This window comes from Blautia sp. DFI.3.45, from assembly GCF_020593505.1.
Taxonomy (GTDB): Bacteria; Bacillota; Clostridia; order Lachnospirales; family Lachnospiraceae; genus Blautia_A; species Blautia_A wexlerae.
The window spans coordinates 17,659-40,205 of the sequence record NZ_JAJDMI010000034.1; the positions used below are offsets into that span (position 1 = coordinate 17,659).

The following is a 22,547-nucleotide window of genomic DNA, read 5'->3' on the forward strand; positions in this document are numbered from 1 at the left end:
TCCTGTGAGATCAGACAGATAAAATCATCTGCTTTTAGTTATAAAATTCCACATAAGCGACTGTTTTACAGTTAAATACTCATATATTTGTATAAGTACAAAAAGATACAGACACATACCTGAGGATTTTACAACCCGCTGATCAGATAATGTCCGTATCTCTCTGTTGTTTTTCTATAAGCAAAAACAGCCCCTGGACGAATTTTCCATCCAACGGCAAATATCTTCTCTCTTACACAATCTGCTGGTCCGTCCTGCTCCATCCAGTCAGAACGCACTCCTGCATGGGAAACAGCAATGGTTCCTTTTTTGTATGAAGTTACCATACATACAATTTTCTTTTCTTCTGCCATTGCCTTTCCTCCCTTCAGATTTATACAATAAAATATGAAATTCTATTGTCATACAAAAAGCTCCCAAAACTCTTAGTTTTAGAAGCTTTTTAAACAAGCTGAAAATGAGACTCGAACTCACGACCCCTTCATTACGAGTGAAGTGCTCTACCGACTGAGCTATTTCAGCTTATGCTGTAATCTGTCAGAAATTGATAATTCTGACAGCCACAGCATTTAGTTTATAATATTATTTCTTCTCTGTCAAGTCCTTTTTAACCGGTATTTTCTCCTCCGTTTTATTCACTATTTGGGGTGCTTCTTTTGTCACCTTTTTCGTCACCGGTTTCACTGCAGTTTTTACAGTCGCTTTTGTTTTCCCGGCAGCCTTTCGTACAGTTCTTGTCTTGGTGATGGATTTCTTGATCTGGCTGTGCTCGGCAGCAGGCTTTTTCTTAGTTTCTTCCAGAGTGCAGGTAAAGACTGCCACGCCAAGTGCCGGAAGCTTCAATGTGATGGAATACTCTCTCTCATCACACTCAGCCTTCTTCGCCGCTTTAACTCTCGTATTTACTACACCATTACCACCGTACTTTTTATCATCACTGTTAAAGATTTCTTTATATTTGCCGGCAAAAGGAACTCCCACATTGTAGTTTTCATATGGGATTGCCGCGAAATTGCAGACAGCCAGAATAGTTTCTTCCGGTTTCTCTGTCTTTCTCATGAATGCGATCACATTCTCCTCATACTTCATCAGCTGAACCCATTCAAATCCATCATATTCATCATCCAGCTGATAAAGTGCAGGATGAGCAAGATACATATTATTGAGGTCTTTGACAAATACTTCCAGTTCCTTTGGCATATCTTTATCCGGTGCCATCATCTTGCATCCCGGATGAAGCATCATATAAGCATAAGCCTCTCTGATCTGCGCATTCTTCTGTTCTTCACTTCCCGGCAGCTTATCCGCGAAATCCTTCAATGTACCAACATCCCTGCTGCCAAGCGTCAGAATATAATGTTCGCAGTATGCATAGAGCATGGACATGGTCAGCTGATCATGGTAATTCTTTCTCTCAATAGGATCCTTGCTCAGGTATTCAAGCAGATCTTTTGTCCATCCGCCACTCCATTTATAGTCAAATCCCAGATGGTCATTCTCCACACTGTCTGTCAGCTCCGGCCAGAGTCCGTTCTCCTGAGCAACTAAAAGCAATCCGGGATTTCTCTCCTTTATCACAGAATTCAGATGCTTCAGAAATTCCAGAGCATCCAGATTTTCATTGGTTCCGTAAATATTAGGTGTCCACTCTCCCGGATTTCTGCCATAATCCAGATACAGCATGGCATCCACATCGTCCATACGCAGACCGTCAGCATGGTAGACCTCAGCCCAGAAGCAGGCATTGGAGATCAGGAAATCTTTCACCATAGGGCTTCCGTAATTATAGAGCAGTGTCCCCCAGAACGGATGAATGGCCTCTGCCGGATTCTGTCTCTCATAAAGAGGTGTTCCGTCAAATTTCTCCAGACCGGAGGCATAACGCGGGAACTGTGCAGGTGTCCAGTCCAGGATCACACCGACCCCCGCCTGATGCAGATCATCTACCAGCTTCTGAAAATCCGCCACGCTTCCAAATCTGGAAGTAGGTGCATAATATGCATATGTAGAATAACCACCTGTAATATCATCCAGGTATTCCATCACAGGATGGAGTTCCACATGGGTAAAATCTTCCTCTGCCAGAAATTCCACCAGCTCCTCAGCGGATTTCCATTCCTCCAGAGATGTTTCGTATATAGAAACCGGCTGTTTCCTGTCATCAAATCTGTGACGCTCTTTCATCCAGTCTCCGTCATTCCACTGAAAAGCACTTACATCTGCTACCACAGATGCTCCCTCAGGATCATGGTCTGCACTGTTCCCATAAGGATCAGCCTTTAACAGAACTTCGCCGCCTTTGACTTTAATTTCATATTTATAATGTGTCCCTGCCTCTACCCCGGGTACAAACAGCTCAAAGATACCGGACATAGGCATACGATGCATAATAGTTGCACGTCCAATCCATCCATTAAAATCACCTGCAATATTTACACTCACTGCGTTCGGAGCCCAGACAGCAAAAAGAGTACCTTTCACTCCTTTAATCTCCATTGGATGAGCGCCCAGCTTCTTATATGCCTCATAATAAACACCTGCGCAGAAAGCCTTCTCCTCTTCCTCTGTGATCTGGCATGGAAAAGCATAGGGATCATAACATTCTTTCTCTGTCTCTCCCATTTTTATAAGAAATCTGTATTCCGGCACCTTGCGTACAGGAAGCAATACTGCAAAATATCCGGCCTCGTCCTCTTTCTCGCAGACATAAGTTTTCTTTCCGCTGATCACATTTACTTCCTCTGCATCAGGAAAAAATCCCTGAATAAGAACTCCGTCCTGTGTGATCCTTGGTCCCATCACATCTCTGGGAGCAGTTTCCTCTCCATACACAATAGCTTCAATCCTCGGCCAGTCCATATAGCCGTATACTTTTTCGTCCATAGCTGCGTTACCTCCCCGATTGTCAGAAATACGATGATCGGTTACCCTTACCGGCAGCGTATTTATGGTACATTAAACGTCACCTGTAAACAATAACAAATCAAGTTATGTTTATTTTAGCATCTTTGCACAAAAAAATAAAGAAAATTGTTTGACAAATTCCCTTTCCTGCGCTAAATTTATGTTATTAACTATGGAAAGAATCTTGTTCCGGATACTATGCTTCTTTCCATCACAACAAGGAGGATACAAAATGGGAAACAAAGCCTTTGACGTAACCGCATTAGGCGAATTATTGATTGACTTTACTGAAAACGGAAGCAGCGCACAGGGAAATCCAATGCTGGAAGCCAATCCGGGCGGTGCTCCATGCAACGTGCTTGCAATGCTTGAGAAGCTTGGCAAAAAAACTGCATTTATCGGCAAAGTCGGAAACGACATGTTCGGAACCCAGCTTAAGAATGCTGTAGAGGAAGTAGGGATCGATACCCGCAACCTTGTGATCGACAACGAAGTACACACAACACTTGCCTTCGTACATACTTATCCTGACGGAGACAGAGATTTCTCCTTCTACCGTAACCCGGGTGCAGATATGATGCTCACCAAAGATGAAATCCAGGAAGACCTGATCAGAGATTCCAGAATCTTCCACTTCGGAACTCTTTCTTCCACTCACGAAGGAGTACGCGAAGCAACCCGCTATGCCATCGATGTTGCAAAAGAAGCCGGATGTATCGTCAGCTTCGACCCGAACCTTCGTCCGCCATTATGGAAATCTCTGGATGACGCAAAGGCAGAGATTGAATACGGCCTTGGCAAATGCGATATTCTGAAAATCTCAGATAACGAAGTTGAATTCCTGTTCGGAACTACAGACTATGACAAAGGTGCCGCACTTCTGAAAGAGAAATATAACATTCCGCTTATCCTTATCACACTTGGAAAAGACGGAAGCCGTGCTTACTACAAAGATATGAAAGTAGAGGCTGCTCCTTTCCTTCAGGAAAAGACTATCGAGACAACAGGTGCAGGCGATACCTTCTGCGCAAGTTCCTTAAACTATGTTCTGGAACATGGTCTGGACAATCTGACAGAAGAGAACTTAAAAGAACTGCTCACATTCGCAAATGCGGCAGCTTCTCTGATCACCACACGCAAGGGTGCTCTTCGCGTTATGTCCACCAAAGAAGAGGTTCTTGACTTTATGAAATCAAGAGGATGTTAATTTTATTTCCTTAACAGACAATAATAATGAAGCCCGCTGCACTGCCAGACAGGGCTTCCTTTTAGTTCTCACATTTACACCGGACTGTTTACGCTGATACCGGTTCCGGTTTGTTACTATTATATAAGGATGTGTTTTTACAATGAATTCATCAGATAATTTTCAGGATTCTGCTCTTTCCCGTCTTATGCCCTTGATGAACAGTTCTTTTACTCCCGGACAGGCACAGGCTACTGTAGACAATTTTCAGGATTTGGATCAACGGCAGATTGCACAGGCTGAATTATATTATTTCTCGGGACGTGCAGAAGAATGCAGAAATATTGCGGAACTTTATCTCCAGGACAAGGATCTCTGTCTGCGCCTGTCCGCAGCACTTTTATATTCTTTTTCCAATCTTACTCTTGGAAATCCATCTGCCTCCAGAATGGGATTCAGAAATATCCAGGAATGTCTTCTTGTTGCAAAAAACAGTTCTGCACCAAAAGGAATCATGGCTTCCTGTGTTTTTGCCAACTATCTGGCCATGGTACTGATGCATCTTCCCACAGACGGACTTCCTCCTCTTCAGGATTTTCTGCCATCTTTACCTTCAGGGCTTCGCGCCTATGCTGTTTATGTACTCGCTCATAACGCTTATCTTCACAAAGAATATACACGGGCACTGGGATTATGCCAGTCTGTCTTTCTGATGCTTGACGGCTGTTATCCTGTTGCCATGGAATATCTCTACTGCGTGATCATTATGTGTCTGATCAACCTGAAACAGCAGGATGAGGCCAGAGAAGCTCTGATAAAAGCATGGAACATGGCAAAACCGGATGGATTTCTGGAACCTTTTATCGAACATCATGGATTGATGCTTGGACAGATTGAAGCCTGCATCAAACCTGCAGAACCGGAGAGTTACAGACAGCTTTCCCAGGCAGTTATTGCCTTCAGTCGTGGTTGGATGGCTATTCATAATCCCCAGCTTCAGTCCTCTGTTACAGATAAACTAACGCCTATGGAATACTCCATAGCCATGCTCGCAAGCAAAGGCTGGACCAATCAGGAAATCGCAAAACAACTGTCTCTGTCACCCAATACGATCAAACATTATCTTTCCCGCATTTTCCATCTGTTGGATATAGAAAAACGCGAAGAATTGAAACCATTTGTAAATAAATAATAGCAAAAAGGCACTTTTTTGCCTTCTAACGGGCATTATATAATTTCATTCCATGATGTATAATATCCCTACAAACATATATTTTATAACAGGGAGGCGATCTTTATGAGAAAGAAATTATTAGCCGGAGTTATGGCACTTGCACTGTGTTCCACAAACATGCTCCCCCAGACTATATTGGCGGGGGAATTTACTTCCGGGAATCTGGAAGAGGTATCCGAAGAAACTCCTGAAATCTTTTCCGATGATAATCAGGAAGTAATAGAAGAAACAGAAGAAGAATTATCTGTGTTCAGTTCAGAGAGTATACCTGAATTTAGCAATGAAGCAAATATTATGCCGGCTACTGCAGACGGAACAGACCATATAAATGAAATTAATATGGACGAAATTAACAATAAGCCTTATAACAAAAACAATGGAAAATGGGAAATAACCTCTGTTGGTTCGTACAGATTTAATGGTAAGAGTCCTAATGATGCTCCCATCATAATTGATAATATTGATTCAGGAACAGTTAAGGTTTATCTGAATAACGTAAACATCGAGACAGCTTCTGGACCAGCATTGCAAATTACATCTGATGTTCAAGCTCAAGTCTGCATATATTTAGAAAACGAAAATAAACTTATATCAAAGCACCGGGATTCCGCAGCCTTACAGAAAGATAATAATGCCAACCTTACAATAGATAACGCTACAAACACTACACCAGGAACATTAACTGTCCAGACTTATTTTACTGATTATAGCAAGAGTGGTTTTGGTGCCGGCATTGGCAGTGGCTTTGGCAATGTCTCCAGCGGCTCTTGCAGTAACATTACCATTAATGGTGGTTCTGTAAATGCTAGTTCTTTTTGGGGTGCCGGCATTGGCAGTGGCTTTGGCGATGGCTCCAGCGGCTCTTGTAGTAATATTACCATTAATGGCGGTTCTGTAAATGCTGGTTCTACTGAGGGTGCCGGCATTGGCAGTGGCTATGCCAATGACTCCAACGGCTCTTGTAGTAATATTACCATTATCAACGGTTCTGTAAATGCTAGTTCTACTAATGGCACCGACATTGGCAGTGGTCGTGCCGCCTTTCTTACAGGCCGCAGAGGCTCTTGCAGTAACATTACCATTAGTGGCGGTTCTGTAAATGCCAAAAACATTGGTTGCATTCCTCACCAGACTTTAGATAGCGCTGGTAACTACAACCCAGATAGCCCAGAAGTGTATCTCTGCACCATTCCTAATGAAGAAAACGATCCAATATTTATAGATGATACTCCTTGGAGTCCATATAGTCATATAGCTGTTGACCCTAATAATAAAAATCTGTACGCATGGCTAACCGGTAAAACACACACTATTTCTGTCGGAGATACAACACAGACCTATTATTTTGACAAAAATAATAATAATAATAAGGAATTCAAGCCTATTACAAATCGGGACTTTGCTTTTACCCCAACAGATTTAACATATAATGGAACAGCACAAAAAGCCCCTTTAGAATGTAAAATTGAAGATATAAAAGATGAAATTACACTGTCCTATTATAATAAAGATGATAGTCAGCAATCAAATGAGGCTATCAATGCAGGAACTTATACCGTAACGGCAAATATAGCAGGAAACAGTTTTGCAGATGAGTCTTGGACTTTCACGATTAAGCCTCGAAACCTTAATATTTCAATTGATGATAAAGAAAGGAAATATGGAGAAGATAATCCTGAATTAACCTATTTAATATCTCCAGATACACCTCTAGTTGCTAATGATACTACCGACATTTTAGGTATAACGCTTACAACTACGGCAAATAAAGATACAGCCGCCAACACAACTTGGCCAATCACGATGTATTATACAACTAAAAATTATACTATAAATGCAACTCTCGGAAAACTTACAATTAAACCAGCAACATTTAATGAAAATTCCATCAAAATTACAGCATATAGTGGAACATATGATGGCAGTGAGCACCCAGTTATAAAAGAAATTTCAGTCTATCCAGCTGGCAGTACAGTCGAATATTCAACAGAAACCGGAAGTTCTAACTGGAATACAACCTGTCCGAAAGTAAAAAATGTATCTGATTCTAAAAAAACAAAAGTATGGATACGTATCAGCAAAGATAATTATGAGCCATGGTTTTCTGGTGAAATTCAAGCAACAATCTCTCCAACACAGATAGAAAATCTTCCTTTGAACCCCCAGATACTCGTTCCATGGACTTGTAAGAAAGTTGCAGACATAACCACTAAATTACCCACAAACTGGAACTGGCAAGATTCTTCTAAGGATTTACAGTTAGGAAGTAATTCTGTTATCGCAGTTTATACCGGTCCTGATGCAGGCAATGAAAATTATGAAAGAGAAACTGTTACTTACACAATCACGAGAAGTAAATGTACACACGAACACACCGCAGGACGTTACTACTCCTCTCCATCCTGTACTTCCAGCGGATATAGCGGAGATACCTACTGTAAAGACTGTAATGAAACAATTTCCTATGGATACACCATTTCCGCATACGGCCATGACTATGACAGCGGCGTTATCACTACAGAACCAACTACAGAAACTGACGGAATTATAACTTACACCTGTAAGCGGTGCAAACATCAGGATACAAAAGTCCTCGGTAAACTTGGCGACGGGGAACCTTATATTGAGGGAAGTTTCCAGAAGAAAGGCTGGGATGCTGTCAACGATCTGATTAAGGCTTCCAAAGAAAAAGATACCATTTCCATTATCCTGAATGGCGCCAAGATACTTCCTGCCTCTGTCTTATCCGGGATAAAAGGCAAAGATATTTCCCTGAACCTTGATATTGAAAATGGTTTCATCTGGAAGATCAACGGTACTTCCATTACAGCAGAAACACCTGCAGATACCGATCTTTCTGTTACAAATACAGCAGAACATATCCCGGCAGCATTATACAGCCTGATCTCCACAAACCAGAATGATTTCGGTTTCCATCTTGGAAGAAGCAGAGCTTTCGATTTCCCGGCTGTGCTTTCCGTAAAGGCAGATGCCTCCTGTGCAGGACTTATGGCAAATCTGTTCTGGTATGATGTTGAGAATGGGGTTCTGCAGTGTATCCAGACTGTAACTGTAGGCGGTGCATTTGAGCGCAGTATTCCATATGCTGACTTTACCCTTTCCAAAGGACAGGATTATTTCATAGCATTTGGTACAGAATCTCTCAATGGCAGAGACATTCACACAGACGGAAGTATCACAGATGAAAACGGTGCATACCTGCGTCCTGCTAACACAAAGATTTCCAGCCATTCCATTGACAGAAATAAATTAACTGTCAAACTTTCCAAAGGATGTGCAGGTGCTCAGGGTTATGACTTTGTGATCAGTAAGAAATCAAATATGCTCCAGACAGGAAAGTTCAGCAAGACAGTTTCCTCAACAGGCAAGCCACAGGCATCTTTCAGATATCTGGCAAAAGGTACCTGGTATGTGGCAGCCCGAAGCTGGGTTCTGGATGCACAGGGCAATAAGGTCTATGGTTCCTGGACAAAGATCAAGAAGATCAAGATCACTGTTGTCACACCACAGCAGCCAAAGATCAGGAATATTACTGTAGAAGGAAACACTGTGACTATTACTTACACAAAATGCAAAAATGCCACAGGTTATGAAATCCTGCTCGGAAACAAATACAAAACCTCTGCAGGTGAGAAATATCCGGTTAAGAAACATCTGAAACGTACAGAAGGCAAAAATACCGTAACTGTAACCTTTACAAACGTAAAGAAAGGCACCTGGTATGTGACAGTACGTTCCTGGAATAAGACCTCCAAGGATAAATCCAGAGTTTACAGTCCATATTCCGATATAAAAAAATTCAAAGTCAAAAAATAGTTTATAGTAAAGTAATAAAAAATCTCCTGTGATTGCAACTGCATCACAGGAGATTTTTTATTACTTTTTCAGATCAATGTTTCTTATTTTACTACACGTACTCTGGAAACACCTTCAATTGCTTTCAGCTCATTCAGTGCTTCTCTGGATGCTGCGCTTTCCAGATCAATGAGAGTATATGCGTATTCGCCTTTGCTCTTGTTTGTCATATCTGCGATGTTCAGACCTTCTGCACCAAGGATCTTGGTGAACTGGCTGATCATGTTCGGGATATTTTTGTGGCAGATGGCGATACGTCCTACTGCTACGCAGGTTCCCATGTCGCAGTTCGGGAAGTTTACAGAGTTCTTGATATTTCCGTTCTCGAGGAAATCTCTGACTTCTTTTACAGCCATTACCGCACAGTTTTCTTCGGATTCTTCTGTAGATGCTCCAAGGTGTGGAGTTACCAGGATTCCCTTATGTCCTGCTACTGTATGGTTTGCAAAGTCTGTCACATATTTCTTTACTTTTCCGCTGTCTAATGCTTCGATCAGAGCATCCTCATCAACCAGAAGATCACGGGCAAAGTTCAGAAGTACTACGCCGTCTTTCATCTTGTCTAATGCTTCTTTGTTGATCATCTCTTTTGTGCTGTCAAGAAGAGGTACATGGATGGTGATGTAATCACACTGGGAATAAATCTCATCCAGGCTCTTGATATGTTTGATGGTGCGGGAAAGATTCCATGCAGCATCAATAGAAATGTATGGGTCATATCCGTATACTTCCATTCCAAGTGCAGAAGCAGCGTTTGCCACCATTGCTCCGATGGCACCAAGACCGATGATACCCAGCTTCTTGCCCATGATCTCGCATCCTGCAAACTGCTTCTTCTGCTTCTCAGCAAGTTTATCGATGTCTTCCTGGTCTTTCTCTTTGGCAACCCATTCGATACCGCCTACGATATCACGGGAAGCAAGGAGCATACCTGCAAGTACAAGCTCCTTAACACCGTTTGCATTGGCGCCCGGTGTGTTAAATACTACAACGCCTTTCTCTGCACAGTCCTTTACAGGAATATTGTTGACACCTGCACCTGCACGTGCGATTACCTTCACGCTCTCAGGAAGCTCCATGTCATGCATTTTTGCACTTCTTACAAGGACTGCATCGCACTCCTGCAGATCTTCGCTTTTCTTATATTCTTCATCAAATAATCCCAGACCTTTTTCTGCAATGGGATTCAGGCAATGATACTGAAACATTATGCATTCTCCTCCTCAAACTTCTTCATGAAAGCAACCAGTGCTTCCACACCTTCTTTTGGCATAGCGTTGTAGATACTTGCACGCATACCGCCCACTGTACGGTGTCCCTTTAAGTTTACAAGTCCTGCCTCTTTTGCTTCTTTTACAAATTTGGCATCCATGTCCTTGTCACCTGTTACGAATGGTACATTCATGAGAGAACGGTCTTCCGGCACAACAGTTCCTTTGAACAACTTGCTCCGATCAAGGAAATCATAGAGGATTTTCGCTTTCTCAATGTTACGTCTCTGCATTTCTTCCAGGCCGCCCATTTTCTTCAGCCATTTGAAGACCTTACCGCATACATAGATGCAGTAGCAGTTTGGAGTATTGTAAAGAGAACCTGCGTCTGCCTGTGTTTTGAATTTCAGCATAGTAGGTGTTCTTTCCAGAACATCGTCTGTGATCAGATCTTCGCGGATAATGGAGATTACCATACCAGCAGGTCCGATATTCTTCTGTACACCGCCATAGATGATGCCATATTTGGATACATCAACAGGCTCAGATAAGAAGCAGGAGGAAACATCTGCTACCAGAGTTTTTCCTTTTGTGTTGGGAAGCTTCTTGAATTTTGTTCCGTAGATTGTGTTGTTTTCACAAATGTATACATAGTCTGCATCCGGGCTGATCGGAAGGTCGCTGCAGTCAGGAATATAGGAGAAAGTCTTATCCTCGGAAGAAGCGATCTTGTTTGCTTTTCCATATTTCTGTGCTTCCTGGTATGCTTTCTTTGCCCACTGTCCTGTTACAATGTAATCAGCAACCTTGTTCTTCATAAGGTTCATGGGGATTGCTGCAAACTGCTGGGAAGCTCCGCCCTGAAGGAATAATACCTTATAATTATCCGGAATCTTCATCAGATCACGAAGATCCTGCTCTGCCTCGTCAATGATCTTCTGGAAATCAGCACTTCTGTGGCTCATTTCCATTACAGACATACCGGAGCCCTGATAGTCCATCATCTCCTCTGCTACTTCTTTCAGTACCTCTTCCGGCAGTACAGCCGGTCCTGCGGAAAAATTATACACTCTGCTCATTGTTTTTCATATCCTCCTCATCAAAAATATCATCAATGCTTGCGCCTGCCGGTACCATCGGGAATACGCTGAGATCCTGATCAATCATACAGTCAAGTACGATAGGTCCCGGACATGCCAGAGCCTCTTTTAATGCCGGCTCTACCTCTTCCATCTTTGTGATACGGATTGCTTTTGCTCCCATGGCTTCTGCCAGCTTCACAAAATCTACTGCATCATTTAAAATTGTATGGGAATATCTGTGGTCATAGAACAAGGTCTGCCACTGACGTACCATTCCCAGTACATGATTGTTCAATACAATTTCAATTAAAGGTCTGCCACAGCGGACTGCTGTTGCAATCTCATTCATATTCATACGGAAGCAGCCGTCACCTGCAATGTTTACTACAGTCTTGTCCGGTCTTCCCATCTTGGCACCGATTGCTGCTCCAAGACCATATCCCATTGTTCCCAAACCACCGGAAGAAAGGAAAGTTCTTGGCTCTTTGTATTTGAAATACTGAGCTGCCCACATCTGGTTCTGTCCAACCTCTGTTGTAATGATGGCATCTCCCTTTGTCAGTTCGTACAGCTTTTCAATAATGTATGGGCCTGTAAGCTGGGAATGATCATATCTTAACGGATATTTTTCCTTCAGTTCACTGATATGTGCAGTCCATTCCGAATGTCTCATTTCCGGAACCTCTGCCAGAATACGTTTGAGAACTTCTTTCTCATCTCCTACCACACTTGCATCTACTACGATGTTTTTGTTAATCTCTGCAGCATCTACGTCAATCTGGAGAATCTTCGCATTCTTTGCAAAGGTCTTTGTGTTTCCTGTGACACGATCACTGAATCTGGCTCCCAGCACGATCAGGAGATCGCAGCCTGAGACACCGAGATTGGAAGTTTTTGTCCCATGCATTCCAAGCATTCCTGTGTACAGAGGATCTTCTCCGGAAAATCCTCCCTTACCCATAAGACTGTCACATACAGGAGCATCGATTCTGTGAGCAAGCTCTGTCACTTCTCTGGATGCTTCTGAGATAATCGTGCCGCCGCCTGTAAAAATAAATGGTCTCTTCGCTTCTTTGATCATCTGTACTGCAGTTGCAATGTCTTCGTCTTTGATAGTGTCTGTTTTCGGTGTGATCTCAGCAGGAGCGCAGGCAGTATATTCATATTTCGCACCTGTCACATCCTTGGTCACATCTACAAGCACAGGACCGGGACGTCCGCTCTTTGCAATATAGAATGCTCTGCGTACAGTGTCTGCCAGAGTAGTAATGTCTTTTACGATAAAGCTGTGCTTTGTAATAGGCATTACAATTCCTGTAATATCAACCTCCTGGAAAGAATCCTTTCCGAGAAGCGGGGTTCCCACGTTACATGTGATTGCCACCATTGGTACGGAATCCATGTATGCGGTTGCGATTCCTGTTACCAGATTGGTAGCTCCGGGGCCGGAAGTTGCAAGACACACGCCGACTTTACCGGTAGCTCTTGCGTATCCGTCTGCTGCATGGGATGCTCCCTGCTCATGAGAAGTCAGTACATGTGTGATCTGGTCTTTATATTCATAGAGGGCGTCATATACATTCAGGATGGCACCGCCCGGATATCCGAATACAGTGTCAACGCCCTGTTCTTTTAAACATTCAACGATGATTTCAGCACCTGTAAGCTGCATCTTTACGTATCCTCCTAACTTTTCAGGCAGGAATCACAGGTTATGCCGCAATTCCCGCCGGGTACTTGTTCATCTTTATTTTGCTTTTGGTACCTCAAGGATTGCTCCTCTGTTTCCGGAAGTTACCATGGCAGCATATCTTGCAAGATATCCTGTTGTTACCTTTGGCTCACGAGGCTGCCATTTTGCTTTTCTTGCCTGCATTTCTTCATCGGAAACCTTGATCTCCAGTTTCAGTTCCGGAATGTTAATACTGATGATATCCCCTTCTTCAACAAGTGCGATCGGTCCGCCGACTGCTGCTTCCGGTGATACGTGTCCGATGGATGCTCCTCTGGATGCACCGCTGAAACGTCCGTCTGTGATCAGGGCTACAGAAGATCCCAGTCCCATACCTGCGATCGCAGATGTAGGGTTCAGCATTTCTCTCATACCAGGGCCGCCTTTCGGTCCTTCGTAACGGATAACTACTACGTCACCCTCTACGATCTTGCCACCTTTGATAGCTGCGATTGCGTCTTCTTCACAGTCAAAGACTCTTGCAGGTCCTTCATGGACCATCATCTCTTCTACAACTGCAGAACGTTTTACAACACCACCGTCCGGTGCAAGGTTACCCTTAAGAACTGCAAGTCCGCCTGTCTGGCTGTATGGATTGTCAATCGGTCTGATAACTTCAGGATTTAAGTTTACACAATCTTTGATGTTCTCGCCTACTGTCTTGCCTGTAACTGTCATGCACTCAGTATGAAGAAGTCCCTTCTTATTCAGTTCGTTCATAACTGCGTATACACCGCCTGCTTCGTTCAGGTCTTCTATGTATGTAGGGCCTGCAGGTGCAAGGTGACAGAGGTTTGGAGTCTTTGCGCTGATCTCGTTTGCAAAGCTGATATCAAAGTCCATTCCGATCTCATGAGCGATAGCCGGAAGGTGAAGCATACTGTTTGTGGAGCATCCGAGTGCCATGTCTACTGTCAGGGCATTGAGGATTGCCTCTTTTGTCATGATATCTCTTGGACGGATGTTCTTTCTGTACATTTCCATAACCTGCATACCTGCATGTTTTGCAAGACGGATACGCTCGGAATATACAGCAGGGATGGTTCCGTTTCCTTTCAGACCCATACCAAGAACCTCTGTCAGACAGTTCATGGAGTTTGCTGTGTACATACCGGAACAGGATCCGCATGTAGGACATGTTTTCATTTCACATTCTGTCAGTCCGTCTTCATCAAGCTTGCCTGCTGCGTAAGCACCTACTGCCTCGAACATACTGGAAAGGCTTGTCTTGTGTCCGTTCAGATGTCCGGCAAGCATTGGACCGCCACTTACGAATACAGTAGGAACATTCAGTCTGGCTGCTGCCATCAGAAGTCCGGGTACGTTCTTGTCACAGTTTGGAATCATTACCAGTGCATCAAACTGATGTGCCATTGCCATTGCTTCTGTGGAATCTGCGATCAGGTCTCTGGTGACCAGAGAATATTTCATTCCAACGTGTCCCATTGCAATACCGTCACATACTGCGATTGCCGGGAACATAACAGGTGTACCGCCTGCCATTGCCACACCAAGCTTAACTGCCTGTGTGATCTTGTCAAGGTTCATATGACCCGGTACGATTTCATTGTAAGAACTTACGATACCTACCAGAGGTCTGTCCATTTCTTCTTTTGTCATTCCAAGAGCATTAAACAGGGAACGGTGAGGTGCCTGCTGTGTGCCTGTTTTTACTGCATCACTTCTCATTGTTTTATTTCCTCTTTTCTTACTGTTTTATTTATTTTTAATGATTCAACCGAAATTCCTGACTCCGTAATCTGCCTGCGCCGGCTGAATCCTCTTAATATCAATTCTTACAGAGCTGCTGCGATCAGATCGCCCATTTCTTTTGTTCCTACAAGTTTGCATCCCTCTGACATGATATCGCCTGTGCGGTATCCCTCTGTCAGGACTTTCTGCACTGCTGCTTCCACTGCATCTGCTTCTTTATCCATATCAAGGGAGAAGCGGAGCATCATTGCTGCGGAAAGAATGGTTGCGATAGGGTTTGCCTTATCCTGTCCTGCAATATCAGGTGCAGAACCATGGCTTGGCTCATAGAGACCGAATTTTGTCTCATTTAAACTTGCAGATGAAAGCATTCCGATGGAACCTGTTACCATACTTGCCTCATCTGAAAGGATATCTCCGAACATGTTCTCTGTAAGGATAACATCGAACTGTTTCGGATCACGTACAAGCTGCATTGCGCAGTTGTCAACCAGCATATGCTCTAAGGTAACATCCGGATAGTCTTTGGCAACTTCCTCTACCACTTTTCTCCAGAGTCTGGAAGAATCCAGAACATTTGCCTTATCTACGCTTGTTACTTTATTTCTTCTCTTACGTGCGATCTCAAATGCTTTGATGGCAATACGGCGGATTTCGTTTTCATTATAGGAAAGTGTATCAATTGCTTTCTTCACACCATTCTCTTCAATAGTCTGACGTTCTCCGAAATACAGACCGCCTGTAAGCTCACGTACAATGATCATGTCAAATCCGTCTCCGATGATCTCATCGCGGAGAGGGCAGGCTTTTCTCAGCTCATTGTAAAGGTAAGCCGGTCTTAAGTTTGCAAAAAGATTTAATGCCTTACGGATTGCAAGAAGTCCTGCTTCCGGGCGTTTGGACGGCTCAAGCTTATACCATGGAGAAGTTTTTGCATCTCCGCCAATAGAGCCCATCAGTACGGCGTCTGATGATTTGGCAGTGGCAATTGCCTCATCAGTAAGGGGTACGCCGTGTACATCGATGGATGCGCCGCCTAACAGAACTTCTGAATAGGAAAAGCTGTGTCCATATTTCTCGCATACCTTGTCCAGTACTTTCTTTGCTTCTCTTACGATTTCCGGTCCGATTCCGTCGCCGGGGATCAATGCAATCTTATAATCCATAATAATTTCCTCCAAAAATACTCTAATTGCGTAATTGTTATTATAATAACGCACTTTCCGACAGATTTCAACCTATTAAAGTGAAAAAATACAAAAGTGCCAATCAAAAAAGCAGAACCACAGTCATCACTGACTATGTGTTCTGCTTTTTATCATTTCTCTTTCATTATTCGGCAGCGCTTCCGGCTTTCTCAACTTCAGCGATTGCCTGTTTTCTCATTGGAATACGGCAGTTTTTGTTGTTACCGAATTCTACGATCACGTCTTCTTCTGTCATATCAATGACAACTCCATAAAAGCCGCCGGTAGTAACAATGCTGTCGCCAACCTCCATGTCATTTAACATTGCCTGAAGTCTCTTCTGCTCTTTTTTCTGAGGGCGAAGCATTAAGAAGTACATAATTCCGAACAGTACTACCATCCAGACAATAGCGCCAACCATACCCATTCCGCTTGATGCGTTCATTTTGATTCCTCCTGTAACTTTTCCTGTTATTCTGCATATTTGCAGTCCATCATGTATTCACAGACCGTCCTGACGGTTGCTCATACTGAAGAGCTGCTTTGCGATCCACTTATAATCTCCGTTACCTTCTGTATGAAATCTTGTTTTCATGCAGAACAATCTGATTAAAGCGTCACTACACATCATACACAAAAAAACGCTTTACTTCAAGAGTTTTTGGCATATTTAATAATTATTTTATATACAGATTATCTTTTCGAGTTTATTTTGCCCTCTTCAAAGCCTTCCAGCCGCATTTTCTTATATTCTGCGAAGTTTCCTGCATCAAGAGCATCTCGGATCTCTTCCATCATATGATTATAGAAATACAGATTGTGAAGTACACAGAGACGCATTCCCAGCATTTCCTTTGCTTTCAGAAGATGACGGATATAGGCTCTGCTGTAATGCTGGCATGCAGGACACTGACAGCCTTCTTCGATAGGACGTGTGTCCAGTTCATATTTTGCATTGAACAGATTCATCTTTCCATGATTGGTATATACATGTCCATGGCGGCCGTTACGGCTTGGATATACGCAGTCAAAGAAGTCAATTCCTCTCTCAACACCTTCCAGAATATTTGCCGGTGTTCCCACACCCATCAGGTAAGTAGGTTTATTCTGAGGAAGATAGGGGACTACCGCATCCAGGATCCTGTACATCTCTTCATGGGTTTCTCCAACTGCCAGACCGCCGACAGCATAGCCATCCAGATCCATTTCAGAGATCGCTTTGGCATGCTCAATGCGGATATCTTCATAAACAGCACCCTGGTTGATTCCAAACAGAAGCTGTTCTTTGTTAATGGTATCCGGCAGACTGTTCAGTCTCGCCATTTCCGCTTTACAGCGGGCAAGCCATCTTGTGGTCCTGTCTACAGATTTCTGCACATAATCCCTGTCAGCCACACTGCTGGGACATTCATCAAATGCCATGGCAATGGTGGAGGCAAGATTGGACTGGATCTGCATACTCTCTTCCGGTCCCATAAAGATCTTATGCCCGTCAATATGGGAATTAAAATAAACACCCTCTTCTTTGATCTTTCTCAGCTTTGCAAGGGAAAACACCTGGAATCCGCCTGAGTCTGTAAGGATTGGTTTGTCCCATACCATAAATTTATGAAGGCCGCCTAACTGCTTTACTATTTTATCACCCGGGCGCACATGAAGATGATAAGTATTTGATAATTCTACCTGTGTTCCGATCTGCTGTAAATCCATGGTGGATACAGCGCCTTTAATCGCACCGATCGTTCCCACATTCATAAAAACAGGAGTCTGGATCGTGCCATGCACTGTATGAAATTCTGCACGCTTGGCACGGCCTTCTGTTTTAAGAAGTTTATATTCTGCCATTTTTTCTCTCCTCTTGATAAAAATCACTTTTTCTATTATATCCCGAAATAGCTGAATTTTCAACTGCAAATAAGGTAATCATTGGTAAAGTTTCATATTGTCTTTTCCAGACCGTTAGCGTATAATATTACGGAATATTCATATCTGGAAATAGATATTTTAATAGGAAAGAATTACTTCAATATTTTTTCTTTTATACAGAAAGAGGAGGCTTGAATTTACTTTATGAATTACAAAACACTTGGAATTGACATTGGTTCCACTACTGTAAAAATCGCGATTCTGGACGAGAATGAAAATCTTATTTTCGCAGATTACAAGCGCCATTTCGCCAACATTCAGGAAACCCTTGCAGACCTTCTTCAGGAAGCCTTTGACCAGTATGGCGAGATGACTCTCCATCCTGTGATCACAGGTTCCGGCGGTCTGACCCTTGCCAACCATCTGGGCGTTCCTTTTACCCAGGAGGTTATTGCAGTTTCTACTTCTCTGCAGAAGCTGGCACCAAAGACAGATGTTGCCATCGAGCTTGGCGGTGAGGATGCCAAGATCATTTATTTCGAAAACGGAAACGTAGAACAGCGTATGAACGGTATCTGTGCAGGCGGTACCGGTTCTTTCATCGACCAGATGGCTTCTCTTCTCCAGACAGATGCCACAGGTCTGAATGAATATGCCAAAGATTACAAAGCGCTCTACCCGATTGCTGCACGCTGCGGTGTTTTCGCCAAAACGGATATCCAGCCGCTGATCAATGACGGTGCAACCAAACCGGATCTGTCAGCTTCTATTTTCCAGGCAGTTGTAAACCAGACCATCTCCGGTCTTGCCTGTGGAAAACCCATCCGTGGACATGTTGCATTCCTGGGTGGTCCGCTTCACTTCCTGTCCGAACTGAGAGAATCCTTTATCCGTACTTTGAAGCTGGATGAGGAACACACCATCATTCCGGAGAACTCCCATCTTTTTGCAGCCATCGGTTCTGCATTAAATGCAAAAGAAGACAACTCCATTTCCCTGACAGAAATGAAAGACAGACTCCGCAATTCCATTAAGCTGGATTTTGAAGTAGAACGTATGGAACCACTTTTCGCTTCTCAGGAAGAATACGATGCATTTGCAAAACGTCAGAGTTCCTACAAAGTAAAAACAGGAGATCTGGCTACATATAAAGGAAACTGCTATCTGGGTATTGATGCAGGTTCCACCACAACCAAAACTGCACTGGTAGGCGAAGATGGAACACTTCTCTATTCCTTTTACAGCAGTAACAACGGAAACCCGTTAAAAACTACCATCCGTTCTATTAAAGAAATCTATGAACTGCTTCCCAAAGACGCAAAGATCGCTTATTCCTGTTCTACAGGTTACGGCGAGGCTCTGATCAAAGCGGCCCTGCTCCTGGATGAGGGCGAGGTTGAGACCGTATCCCATTACTATGCAGCTGCATTCTTTGACCCAGAGGTAGACTGTATCCTGGATATCGGCGGACAGGATATGAAATGTATCAAGATCCGCAACAAGACCGTTGACAGCGTACAGTTAAATGAAGCATGCTCCTCCGGATGCGGTTCCTTTATTGAAACCTTTGCCAAATCCCTGAATTATACAGTACAGGATTTCGCAAAAGCTGCTGTTTTTGCACAACATCCTATAGATCTTGGTACCAGATGTACTGTTTTCATGAATTCCAAGGTAAAGCAGGCACAGAAAGAAGGAGCTGAAGTATCCGATATTTCCGCAGGCCTTGCTTACTCTGTTATCAAAAATGCACTCTATAAGGTTATTAAGGTTTCTGATGCTTCCGAACTTGGCAGACACATCGTTGTACAGGGTGGTACCTTTTACAATGATGCGGTTCTTCGAAGCTTCGAAAAGATTGCAGGCTGCGAAGCCATCCGTCCGGATATCGCCGGAATCATGGGTGCCTTCGGTGCCGCACTGATTGCCCGTGAACGCCATCAGGAAGGCGCAGAAACGACTATGCTCTCCATTGATAAGATTAACGAGCTGAAATATACAACTTCTATGGCAAACTGTCGTGGATGTACCAATAACTGCCGTCTGACTATCAACAAATTCTCCGGAGGCCGCCAGTATGTAAGCGGTAACCGCTGTGAACGCGGTATTGGCAAGGAAAAGAACAAAGATCATATTCCGAATCTTTATGAATATAAATATAAGCGTATTTTCTCCTACGCACCGCTTACTGCTGATAAGGCAACGCGAGGTAAAGTAGGTATCCCCCGTGTTCTGAACATGTTTGAGAATTATCCTTTCTGGTATACTTTCTTTACAGAACTGAAGTATGAGGTTGTGCTCTCTCCTACTTCCACCAGAAAGATTTATGAGCTGGGTATTGAGTCCATTCCAAGTGAATCTGAATGCTATCCTGCCAAACTTGCCCATGGCCATGTAACCTGGCTGATCCGCAATGGCGTGAAATTTATTTTCTACCCATGTATCCCATATGAACGTAACGAGTTCCCGGATGCAGTCAATCACTATAACTGCCCGATCGTTACCTCATATGCCGAAAATATCAAGAATAACGTAGACGAATTAAATGATCCGTCCATTACCTTCCGCAATCCGTTCCTTGCATTTACTTCTGAGGAAATTCTGGCAAATCGTCTGGTAGAGGAATTTAAGGATATCCCGGCAGGAGAAGTCAAAGCTGCTGTGCATAAGGGCTGGGAAGAAATGGCTGCTGCACGCCGCGATGTACAGAAAAAAGGGGAAGAAACCCTGAAATATCTGGAAGATACAGGACGCCATGGTATTGTCCTTGCAGGACGCCCATACCATATTGACCCGGAAATCCATCATGGTATCCCGGATCTGATCAACAGCTATGGTATTGCCGTACTTACTGAGGATTCCATCTCTCATCTGGCACCTGTGGAACGCCCGATCCGCGTCAACGACCAGTGGATGTACCACTCCAGACTGTATGCTGCCGCAAACTATGTAAAGACACGCGATGATCTGGATCTGATCCAGCTGAACTCTTTTGGATGTGGTCTGGATGCAGTTACTACTGACGAGGTTTATGAAATCCTTGACGGAAGTGACAAAATCTATACCTGCTTAAAGATTGACGAGGTAAATAACCTTGGTGCTGCAAGAATCCGTATCCGTTCCCTGATCGCAGCGATCCGCGCGAAGAAAGCACAGGGACAGAAACGTACTGTCAAACCTGCTTCTATTGATAAAGTATCCTTTACAAAGGAAATGAGAAAGGACTATACCATCCTCTGCCCGCAGATGTCACCGTTCCATTTCAGCCTCCTGCAGGCAGCATTCAATTCCTGCGGATACAACCTGGAGGTGCTTCCGAATGACAATAAGCATGCAGTGGATGTTGGTCTGAAGTATGTAAACAATGACGCCTGCTATCCGTCTCTGATCGTTGTGGGACAGATCATGGATGCTCTGCTTTCCGGTAAATATGACCTGAACAAAACGGCCGTTGTCATGTCACAGACAGGTGGCGGATGTCGTGCTTCCAACTATATCGCATTTATACGACGCGCATTAAAGAAAGCCGGTATGGAACAGATTCCGGTTATCTCTGTTAACTTAAGCGGTCTGGAAAGCAATCCCGGATTCAAACTTACGCTTCCATTAGTGAAGAAAGTTGCTTACGGTGCCGTATTCGGAGATATCCTGATGAAATGCGTATATCGTATGCGTCCTTATGAACTGGAAGAGGGAATCGTAAACAGGAAACATAAAATCTGGGAACAGCGTGTGATCTCTTTCTTAAGCGGAAGCAGTATCAGCCACAGCCAGTTTAAGAAAATGTGCCGCGAAATGGTTCACGAATTTGATACCATTCCAATCAGTGATGTGAAGAAGCCTCGTGTGGGCATCGTAGGTGAGATCCTTGTCAAGTTCCTGCCTGCTGCAAATAATCATCTGGCAGAGCTTCTGGAATCTGAAGGCGCTGAGGCAGTTGTACCGGATCTGATCGATTTCATGTGCTACTGCTTCTATAATCAGAACTTTAAGGTAGAAAATCTTGGATTCAAGAAGTCCAAGGCAACCATGGCAAACTGGGGAATCAAAGCAATCGAATGGGTGAGAAAGCCTGCAAGCGAAGCTCTTGCACAGAGCCGCCATTTTGCACCGCCTGCTGATATCAGAGATCTGGCAAAAATGGCATCTCCGATCGTTTCCACCGGAAACCAGACAGGTGAGGGATGGTTCCTGACAGGTGAGATGATGGAACTGATCCATGGAGATGTTCCGAATATTGTTTGTATCCAGCCTTTCGGATGTCTGCCGAACCACATTGTGGGTAAGGGTGTTATCAAAGAAATCCGCAGAGAATATCCGACAGCCAATATTGTAGCCATCGACTATGACCCGGGTGCAAGTGAAGTCAATCAGCTCAACCGAATCAAACTGATGCTCTCTACAGCTCAGAAGAATCTGAAAAAAGTAGAAGAAAAAAATGCATAAATAATACCGTAATGGATATATTGCAATGTATTTTACCTTGCAATATATCCGCCTTAGAGCGTGTCTGAAAAATGCTTTACGCAAGATGTGCGTCACAATTTGTGGGAGAT

At 43.6% G+C, this 22,547-nt stretch carries 13 protein-coding genes and 1 tRNA gene; 4 read left to right on the top strand and 10 right to left on the bottom strand.

All coding sequences use genetic code 11. The annotated features are described in order from the left end of the window. Positions 1–128: 128 nt before the first annotated feature. The 3 genes from LJE09_RS12035 to glgB form a co-directional block, all read right to left on the bottom strand. On the bottom strand, positions 129–353 hold the full coding sequence (locus LJE09_RS12035; RefSeq protein ID WP_055151271.1) for a hypothetical protein: 225 nt from the start codon (positions 351–353) through the stop codon (positions 129–131). A gap of 96 nt (positions 354–449) precedes the next feature. Next, positions 450–522, bottom strand: a tRNA-Thr gene (locus tag LJE09_RS12040). Between the two features lie 60 nt (positions 523–582). Further along, positions 583–2,883, bottom strand: coding sequence for a 1,4-alpha-glucan branching enzyme (glgB, locus tag LJE09_RS12045; protein WP_227311368.1), 2,301 nt, complete (start codon positions 2,881–2,883; stop codon positions 583–585). Between the two features lie 253 nt (positions 2,884–3,136). Between glgB and LJE09_RS12050 the strand changes: the two genes are divergently transcribed. The 3 genes from LJE09_RS12050 to LJE09_RS12060 all read left to right on the top strand — a co-directional run bounded on the left by LJE09_RS12050 (position 3,137) and on the right by LJE09_RS12060 (position 9,161). Continuing rightward, entirely contained in the window at positions 3,137–4,111 is a 975-nt protein-coding gene (locus tag LJE09_RS12050; RefSeq protein WP_055053872.1) for a carbohydrate kinase family protein, read from the top strand. A 142-nt stretch (positions 4,112–4,253) separates the two neighbouring features. Continuing rightward, complete coding sequence (locus LJE09_RS12055; protein ID WP_008703481.1) at positions 4,254–5,282, top strand: helix-turn-helix domain-containing protein; 1,029 nt, start codon at positions 4,254–4,256, stop codon at positions 5,280–5,282. 105 nt (positions 5,283–5,387) lie between these two features. Beyond that, complete coding sequence (locus tag LJE09_RS12060; RefSeq protein ID WP_227311369.1) at positions 5,388–9,161, top strand: MBG domain-containing protein; 3,774 nt, start codon at positions 5,388–5,390, stop codon at positions 9,159–9,161. Between the two features lie 83 nt (positions 9,162–9,244). Here LJE09_RS12060 and LJE09_RS12065 read toward each other — a convergent pair whose 3' ends face one another. The 7 genes from LJE09_RS12065 to tgt form a co-directional block, all read right to left on the bottom strand. Next, entirely contained in the window at positions 9,245–10,408 is a 1,164-nt protein-coding gene (locus LJE09_RS12065) for a phosphoglycerate dehydrogenase (protein WP_118610846.1), read from the bottom strand. After that, a complete protein-coding gene (gene serC, locus LJE09_RS12070) occupies positions 10,408–11,490 on the bottom strand; it encodes a 3-phosphoserine/phosphohydroxythreonine transaminase (RefSeq protein ID WP_173698754.1) in 1,083 nt (360 codons plus the stop codon). The genes LJE09_RS12065 and serC overlap by 1 nt, the downstream gene beginning before the upstream one ends. Next, positions 11,474–13,165 (bottom strand): biosynthetic-type acetolactate synthase large subunit, encoded by a 1,692-nt coding sequence (gene ilvB, locus LJE09_RS12075; protein ID WP_055151287.1) that lies wholly within the window; start codon positions 13,163–13,165, stop codon positions 11,474–11,476. The genes serC and ilvB overlap by 17 nt, the downstream gene beginning before the upstream one ends. A 75-nt stretch (positions 13,166–13,240) precedes the next feature. Then, positions 13,241–14,914: a dihydroxy-acid dehydratase gene (ilvD, locus tag LJE09_RS12080; protein WP_022380362.1), complete on the bottom strand. Its 1,674-nt coding sequence runs from the start codon at positions 14,912–14,914 to the stop codon at positions 13,241–13,243. 107 nt (positions 14,915–15,021) lie between these two features. Next, the gene (gene leuB / locus LJE09_RS12085) at positions 15,022–16,104 is read right to left on the bottom strand and encodes a 3-isopropylmalate dehydrogenase (RefSeq protein WP_008703487.1); all 1,083 of its coding nucleotides are present in this window, start codon (positions 16,102–16,104) and stop codon (positions 15,022–15,024) included. A gap of 166 nt (positions 16,105–16,270) precedes the next feature. After that, the gene (gene yajC, locus LJE09_RS12090) at positions 16,271–16,570 is read right to left on the bottom strand and encodes a preprotein translocase subunit YajC (protein ID WP_008703490.1); all 300 of its coding nucleotides are present in this window, start codon (positions 16,568–16,570) and stop codon (positions 16,271–16,273) included. A 248-nt stretch (positions 16,571–16,818) separates the two neighbouring features. Beyond that, positions 16,819–17,970, bottom strand: a complete 1,152-nt coding sequence (gene tgt, locus LJE09_RS12095; protein WP_008703492.1) for a tRNA guanosine(34) transglycosylase Tgt — start codon at positions 17,968–17,970, stop codon at positions 16,819–16,821. 225 nt (positions 17,971–18,195) lie between these two features. Here tgt and LJE09_RS12100 point away from each other — a divergent pair, with 225 nt between their 5' ends. Then, complete coding sequence (locus LJE09_RS12100; protein ID WP_055058072.1) at positions 18,196–22,437, top strand: 2-hydroxyacyl-CoA dehydratase; 4,242 nt, start codon at positions 18,196–18,198, stop codon at positions 22,435–22,437. Positions 22,438–22,547 lie beyond the last annotated feature (110 nt).